This window comes from Micromonospora sp. URMC 106, assembly GCF_051386395.1.
Taxonomy (GTDB): Bacteria; Actinomycetota; Actinomycetes; order Mycobacteriales; family Micromonosporaceae; genus Micromonospora.
Map to the genome: position 1 here is coordinate 1 of NZ_JBPQTP010000185.1, position 6,501 is coordinate 6,501.

General features: G+C 73.5%; 8 protein-coding genes. 3 read left to right on the forward strand and 5 right to left on the reverse strand.

All coding sequences use genetic code 11. The features are described from left to right. Positions 1-181: 181 nt before the first annotated feature. The 5 genes from ACSNOB_RS31045 to ACSNOB_RS31065 all read right to left on the reverse strand — a co-directional run bounded on the left by ACSNOB_RS31045 (position 182) and on the right by ACSNOB_RS31065 (position 3,961). On the reverse strand, positions 182-904 hold the full coding sequence (locus ACSNOB_RS31045) for a CDP-alcohol phosphatidyltransferase family protein (protein WP_436690904.1): 723 nt from the start codon (positions 902-904) through the stop codon (positions 182-184). Next, positions 879-1,946, reverse strand: a complete 1,068-nt coding sequence (locus tag ACSNOB_RS31050) for an iron-containing alcohol dehydrogenase family protein (protein ID WP_393108511.1) — start codon at positions 1,944-1,946, stop codon at positions 879-881. The genes ACSNOB_RS31045 and ACSNOB_RS31050 overlap by 26 nt, the downstream gene beginning before the upstream one ends. After that, a complete protein-coding gene (locus tag ACSNOB_RS31055) occupies positions 1,934-2,665 on the reverse strand; it encodes a sugar phosphate nucleotidyltransferase (RefSeq protein WP_436690907.1) in 732 nt (243 codons plus the stop codon). The genes ACSNOB_RS31050 and ACSNOB_RS31055 overlap by 13 nt, the downstream gene beginning before the upstream one ends. A gap of 79 nt (positions 2,666-2,744) precedes the next feature. Continuing rightward, positions 2,745-3,515 (reverse strand): hypothetical protein, encoded by a 771-nt coding sequence (locus ACSNOB_RS31060; protein WP_436690909.1) that lies wholly within the window; start codon positions 3,513-3,515, stop codon positions 2,745-2,747. Beyond that, entirely contained in the window at positions 3,512-3,961 is a 450-nt protein-coding gene (locus ACSNOB_RS31065) for an NUDIX domain-containing protein (protein ID WP_393108517.1), read from the reverse strand. The genes ACSNOB_RS31060 and ACSNOB_RS31065 overlap by 4 nt, the downstream gene beginning before the upstream one ends. A gap of 116 nt (positions 3,962-4,077) precedes the next feature. Here ACSNOB_RS31065 and ACSNOB_RS31070 point away from each other — a divergent pair, with 116 nt between their 5' ends. The 3 genes from ACSNOB_RS31070 (at position 4,078) to ACSNOB_RS31080 (ending at position 6,222) form a co-directional block, all read left to right on the forward strand. Continuing rightward, the gene (locus ACSNOB_RS31070) at positions 4,078-4,470 is read left to right on the forward strand and encodes a CBS domain-containing protein (RefSeq protein ID WP_393108519.1); all 393 of its coding nucleotides are present in this window, start codon (positions 4,078-4,080) and stop codon (positions 4,468-4,470) included. 92 nt (positions 4,471-4,562) lie between these two features. Beyond that, on the forward strand, positions 4,563-5,021 hold the full coding sequence (locus ACSNOB_RS31075; protein WP_393108521.1) for an ester cyclase: 459 nt from the start codon (positions 4,563-4,565) through the stop codon (positions 5,019-5,021). A gap of 106 nt (positions 5,022-5,127) precedes the next feature. Next, positions 5,128-6,222, forward strand: coding sequence for a PLP-dependent aminotransferase family protein (locus ACSNOB_RS31080; protein ID WP_393108523.1), 1,095 nt, complete (start codon positions 5,128-5,130; stop codon positions 6,220-6,222). Positions 6,223-6,501 lie beyond the last annotated feature (279 nt).

Here is a 6,501-nt window from a genome sequence, read left to right on the forward strand (position 1 = left end):
ACCTTGAAGCCAGGCCCGCCCGGTCGGGCCTGCCTCCAAGATCGCTCCGGCCGGGCCTGGCTTCAAGGTCGCGCTTGATCCTGGAACATGGCCCTTCGGTCCGACCGGGATGCCACCATTTCTCGCATCGAGCGAGATCTTGGCGCGGGGGCGCGGGGCACCAGGCCACCGGGGCGCGGGGTCAGCGCAGCGAGGCGCGGGCGGAGAAGGCGATGCTCGCCAGCAGGAAGCCGCCGTTGACGATCGTGAACGCGACCACCATCCAGAGGGCGAGGGCGGGGGCGAAGATCAGCACCAGGCCGGCGGCGAAGATCACCGCGCCGTAGTCGCGGACCAGCTTCACCAGGCGTACGGGCAGCGAGGTCGAGGTGACCATGCTGGCCGCGTTCGGCCCGGCCTGCATCACCGAGGTGACCAGGTTGACCATCCAGGTGCCGGCGAAGACCGCGACCAGCCAGCTCGGCGTCGACGGCTCCTGCGCCACCGCCGTCGCCGCCAGCGCGGCGACCAGGGCGATCTGGGCGGCCACGTCGCAGAGCACGTCGACCCGGGCGCCGGCCGCGCTGCCCTGCCCGGTCACCCGGGCGAGCTGACCGTCGGCGCAGTCCAGGGCGTACGCGACCTGCCAGCCCACCAGGGCGAGCAGCCCGACCGCCCAGGCGGGCACCTCGCCGGCGGCGACCCGGCCGGCGAGCGCCACCACGGTGACCGAGGTGGCCAGGCCGAGCACCAGGTTGGTGATGGTCAGCGCGGTCGGGCGCAGCCCGAGGCGCTGGGCGACGAGCGCGAAGACCGCGCCCAGCCACTGGCTGACCGATTCGCTGAACAGGCCGCCACCCCGGTTCACCCGGTGGAAGTCGGCGACGGTGGGGCGGGGCTCAGCCAAGGTGGTCGCGGATTGCACCGGCGTAGTCTGCCAGTCGCTCCCGGATCTCGGTAGGCGACATCGCCAGGTGTTCGAGGACGGTGAAGCGGTCCGGCCGGGTCTGCGGCGCGAAGTCGACCGCCTGGACGAACTGCTCGTCGGTCAGCCCGAGGCCCGCCGGGCCGGTGGGCAGCCCGTGCCGGTGCAGGCAGCGGGCCAACTGCCCGAACCGCTCCAGGTCGCCCCGGAGGAACGTGCAGAACAGCGCCCCGACGCCGGCCTGTTCGCCGTGCGAGCCGGTGCCGGGGAAGAGCCGGTCGATGGCGTGCGAGATCTCGTGGTCGCCGCCGCTCGCGGGCCGGCTCGACCCGCAGATCGACATCGAGATGCCGCCCAGGATCAGCGCCTCGGCCAGCGTGGTGAGGAAGCCGTCGTCGGTGATCTTCCCGGGATGGTTGATCAGCGCCTCGGCGCCGGTGCGGGCCAGGGTCACCGCCAGGCCGTCGATCGGCTCCCCCCGGACCTGGTGGGCCAGCTCCCAGTCGGCGCAGGCGCTCAGGTTGCTCACCGCGTCGCCGATGCCCGCCTGGGTCTGCCGGTCCGGGCCGTTCTCCACGAAGTCGAGGTCGACCATCACGGCGATCGGGATGTGCACGCCGTAGGAGCCCTTGCCGCCCTCGTGGGTCAGCGAGGCCACCGGCGAGGCGATGCCGTCGTTGGCCAGGCTGGTCGCCACGGTCACCATCGGGATGCCGTACCGGCTGGCGGCGTACTTCGCGGTGTCGATGGTCCTGCCGCCGCCGATGCCGACCACCGCGTCGTAGTTGCGGCGGCGCAGCTGGTCGCCCAGCTCGTTGGCGGAGTCGAGGCTGCCCCCGGCCACCGTGAACACGTCGGCCGAGCCCAGGCTGGGCCGGCACAACTCGACGATCCGCTCGCCCTGCCCGGGCCCCACCACCACCGCGACGTCGCCGCCGGCGGAGATCCGCCGGTCGGCCAGGAGCGGCCCCAGGTCGGCCACCGCCCCCCGCCGGACCTCGATCGCGAGCGGGGTGTTGACCGTACGGGCTAGTAGCGGCACGCGATCTCCCGCGCCCGCGCCAGGTCGGCGTGGTTGTCGACCTCGACCCAGGAGACGTCCCCGATCGGCGCGGCCCGCACCTCGCCGCCGCGGTCGGCGAACTCCTGGTAGCCGTCCTCGTAGTAGAGGTTCGGGTCGCGCCGCCAGGTCGCCTCCAGCGCGTCGGCGAGCGCGTCGGCCACGTGCGGCTCGATCAGCGTCGCGCCGATGTACTCCCCGTACGCCTCGCCCGGGTCCATGATCTTGGTGATCCGGGTGAGCTGGCCGGCCGCGTCGAAGGTGGTCTTCATCTCCTCCTCGGCCAGCGCCTTGATCGTGTCCACGGCGAGCAGGATGCCCGGGCCGCGCTCGGCCAGCAGGGTCTTCTCCACGCTCACCGGGTGCACGGTGTCGCCGTTGACCAGCAGCACGCCCCGCGCGAAGTGCTCCCGCGCCAGCCAGAGCGAGTACGCGTTGTTCCACTCCTCGGCCTTGTCGTTGTGCACGAGGGTGAGCGTGACGCCGTACCGCTTCTCCAGGTCGGCCTGCCGCTCGCGCACCGCGTCGGCCGCGTAGCCGACCACGATGACGATCTCGGTGAGCCCCACCTCGGCCAGGTTGCGCAGCGCGATGTCCAGGATGGTGGTGTCACCGTCCACCGGCACCAGCGCCTTCGGCAGGGTGTCGGTGTACGGGCGCAGCCGGCGCCCCGCCCCGGCCGCGAGCACCATCCCGATCATTGAGGCGTCCTCCCTCGTACGACTCCCGGTCACCGCTGGAGGATAGCCCCGCGTGACGGCGCTCCTGCGGCCAACCGGGTCAGCCGGGCAGCGCCGCCAGGTCCGCCAGCATCGCCAGCCGCTCCTCGGCGGTCAGCACGGTGTACGGGCCGGCGGCCCGCCGGTCGGTCTCCAGCTCGATGGCGAGCTGCTCCGGCCCGGGCGGCAGGGCGGCGACGCTCGCGGCGGTGTGCCCGGCGGCGGTCCAGGCGGCGGCGTGCGCGTCGGCCCGGTGGTAACGCAGCGTGCCCAGCCGGTTGAGCAGCAGCACCCCGGGCGGGGTGCCGTCCGGCTCGTGCGGCGGGGCCATCGCGGCGAACGCGGCGCCGGCGTCGGCGCCCTCCTCCTCGGCCAGCACCAGCGCGTACGTGAGCACCCGGCCGAGCGCCTCGACCAGCCGGAGCACCCGGTCGTCGTGCCCGGCCCAGAGCTCCTCGGTCACCTCGGCGTGCACCTGCCAGATCTCGGCGAGGAAGGCCAGCCCGCGCTCGGTGGCGGAGAGACCGCCGTCGGGGCCGCGGTGGATCATCCCGTACGCCACCTGCTTGTCCAGGGCCCGCCGGCAGTCGACGGGATCCCGGTAGCGGGTGACCGCGGCGAAGCCGGCCTCGTCGACCGTCCCGCCGGGCGCGGCGAGCCGGGTGCGGAACTCCAGCAGGAAGCCGGTGGCCGCCGGGCCGCCGTACCGCTGGCTCAGCTCCGCGCCGCCGCCGTCGCGGCCGGCCAGCATGCCGGCGACGAAGGCCCGGTCGATCGCCGGGGCGACCAGGCCGGCGAACCGGTGCGGCGCCAGCTCGACGGTGTCGTTCACAGACCGATCGAGCGCAGGGCGGCGAAGGCTTCCTCCGCGATCCGCCGGATCAGGCCGTCGTTGACGTCGCGGTGCTCGTCGAGCAGGTCGAGCTCGTCGGCGGCGAGCCACCGGAACTCGGTGTGCTTGCCGGCCTCCAGGGTCGGCCGGGCCAGGTCGCCGTCGACCCGGACGAGCCAGTCGCTCTCGACGCGTTCCAGGCCGTCGTCGGCGACGTAGCGGTACTCGCCGACGTGGCCGAGCACGTGCGACACGGTCCAGCCGGTCTCCTCGGTCACCTCCCGGCGCAGCGCGTCCCCGACGTCCTCGCCCGGTTCGAGGTGGCCGCCGACGATGTCCCAGCAGTTGGGAAATATTCGTCGGTCGGGAGACCGCCGCTGGACGAAGAGGCGGCCCTCGTCGTCGACGATCAGCGCGCCGGCGCAGCGCAGAGGCTCGGTGGACACGTCACGACAGTAGCGAGCGGTCGGGCGTCGCGGCGACGCCCGGCTCTTGTCCCGGAAACATCCGGGGCGGACCATGTCCCCTACCGGGTGCCGCCGTCCCACAGGGGTGATGCGTGATGCAGGTTCGGGAAGCGATGTCCAACGAGGTTCTCGTGGTCGGTCCGGAGCACACGCTCCGTCAGGCGGCCCGGATGATGTCGGCCCGCGGTGTCGGGTCGGCGGTCGTGATCGATCCCGACTCCGAGGGGGTCGGCATCATGACCGAACGCGACGTGCTCAACGCCATCGGCGCGGGCCTGGACTGCGACGTCGAGCGGACGGGCGCCCACCTGACCTGGGACGTGGTCTACGCCGGGCCGGACTGGACGGTGGAGGAGGCGGCCGCGGCGATGGCCCGGGGCGGCTTCCGGCACCTGGTGGTGCTCGACGGGCGCGAGGTCGCCGGGGTGATCTCCGTCCGCGACATCATGCGGGTCTGGGCGGCCAGCCGGATGGTCGACGCGAGCTGAGCGGCCGGTCCGTCGCGGGTGTGGCGGGCGGATCGACGGGTAAGGATCCCCATGCGGGCGCGGACGGGCCGCGACCCGCGGGGGAGGTCCTCATGCGCGGCGCGGATCGGCTGGTCGAGCAGCAGTACGCGATGCTCCTGCGCCGGGACGTGGCCCGGCTGCCGGACCTCTACGCGGCGGACGCCTTCTACTCGATGCCCGGCGTCACGGTGCGCCCGATCGAGCTGCCCGCCCTGCTGCGCACCTGGACCGGAGCCTTCCCGGACCTGTCCGTCGAGCGGCTCGGGTCGGTGCAGACCGCCGGGGGCGCGGCGGTCGAGCAGCGGCTGACCGGCACCCACGCCGGGGTGCTGCACACCCCGTTCGGCACCGTCGCGCCGACCGGCCGGGTGGTGAGCTGGGACGTGGCCGACGTCGTCCGGGTGCGGCGCGGCCGCATCTCGGCCTGGCGGTCCTACTTCGACTGGGGGCAGCTCATCGCGGCGCTCGGATTGCACGTGGACGGGCTTTCCCGCGAGGCGCAGCACGACCCGCTCGGCCTTCCGGTCTGATCTGCCGCCGACCGGCCGACGCGGGTCACCCGTCCCGGTGGCTCAGGATGCGGACATCGCCGTGCCGTCGGCGCGCACCCCGCCGCCTTCCGTACGCTGAACAGCCATGACCGCCGAGCAGCTGATCTCCTTCGCCCGTGGCGCTCCCTCGCTGGACATCGTCGATGTCGAGGGGCTCAAGGCCGCCGCCGTCCGCGCGTTCGACGCCGACCCCGCCGGGGTCACGGCGTACGGCACCTCCGTCGGCTACCTTCCGCTGCGGAAGTGGATCGCCGAGAAGCACGGGGTCTCCGCCGACCAGGTGCTGATCACCAACGGGTCGTTGCAGGCCGACGCGTTCCTCTTCGACCACCTGGTCCGCCCCGGCGACGCGGTGGTGGTCGAGCGCCCGACGTACGACCGGACCCTGCTCAACCTCCAGCGGCTGGGCAGTGAGCTGCACGGCGTCTCCATCCAGCCGGACGGTCTGGACACCGCGGAGCTGCGCAAGCTGCTGGAGTCCGGGGTGCGTCCCCGGCTGGCGCACGTCATCCCGAACTACCAGAACCCGGCCGGCGTGACGCTGAGCCTGGAGAAGCGCCGCGAGCTGCTCGACCTCGCGGCCGAGTACGAGTTCACGATCTTCGAGGACGACCCGTACGCCGACATCCGCTTCCGCGGCGAGGCGCTGCCGTCGATGCTCTCGCTCGACACCCGCGACGTGGTGGTGCACGCCTCCAGCTTCACCAAGACGGTCTGTCCGGGCGTGCGGGTCGGCTACCTGGTCGGCCCGGCGGACCTGATCGCCGACATCGCGAAGAAGGCGACCAGCCTCTACATCTCGCCCGGCATGGTCTCCGAGGCGATCGTGCACCAGTTCTGCGTCTCGGGCGACATCGAGCGCTCGATCGAGACCGTGCGCGCCGCGCTCGGCGAGCGGGCCCGGGTGCTGGCCGAGTCGCTGCGCCGGCACATCCCGGAGGCGCGGTTCGTGGAGCCGGACGGCGGCTACTTCCTCTGGGTCGAGCTGCCCGAGGACGTCGAGGTCGACAAGCTCGCCCCGGCGGCCGCCGAGCGCGGGGTCGCCGTGGTCAAGGGGAGCGACTTCGTGGTCGACGGCGGGCGGCACGCGCTGCGGCTGGCGTACTCGGCGGTGACGGCCGACCGGATCGACGAGGGCGTCCGGCGGCTGGCGGAGGCCATGGCGGCCGTACGGGGCTGAATTTCTGTCAGATTTCTGACAGTTCGGCGATGCCGGCCGTTCCGGGTCTCCCGCCGGAGCGGCCGGCGGCCCACAATGCTGCGAGCGTCACTCACCACGTGTAGCGGAGTTCACCGTCGGTGCCGGCCCAGACCGCGCCCGGCGGCGAGCCCGGCCCGGCCCCGCCGGTGGCACGCGGAGCGACGCGACCAGCACAACCCCCGCCCCCAAAGGGCGCCGGGTGGGCCGTGTCGTCCCCTCACCCCCCGAAGCGACCCGGCCCGCCCGGCGCCCTTTGGG

Coding starts and splice junctions, on each gene's coding strand:
- ACSNOB_RS31055 (WP_436690907.1), bottom strand. CDS start 2,665: ATGATCGGGATGGTGCTCGCGGCCGGGGCGGGGCGCCGGCTGCGCCCG.
- ACSNOB_RS31070 (WP_393108519.1), top strand. CDS start 4,078: ATGCAGGTTCGGGAAGCGATGTCCAACGAGGTTCTCGTGGTCGGTCCG.
- ACSNOB_RS31075 (WP_393108521.1), top strand. CDS start 4,563: ATGCGCGGCGCGGATCGGCTGGTCGAGCAGCAGTACGCGATGCTCCTG.
- ACSNOB_RS31080 (WP_393108523.1), top strand. CDS start 5,128: ATGACCGCCGAGCAGCTGATCTCCTTCGCCCGTGGCGCTCCCTCGCTG.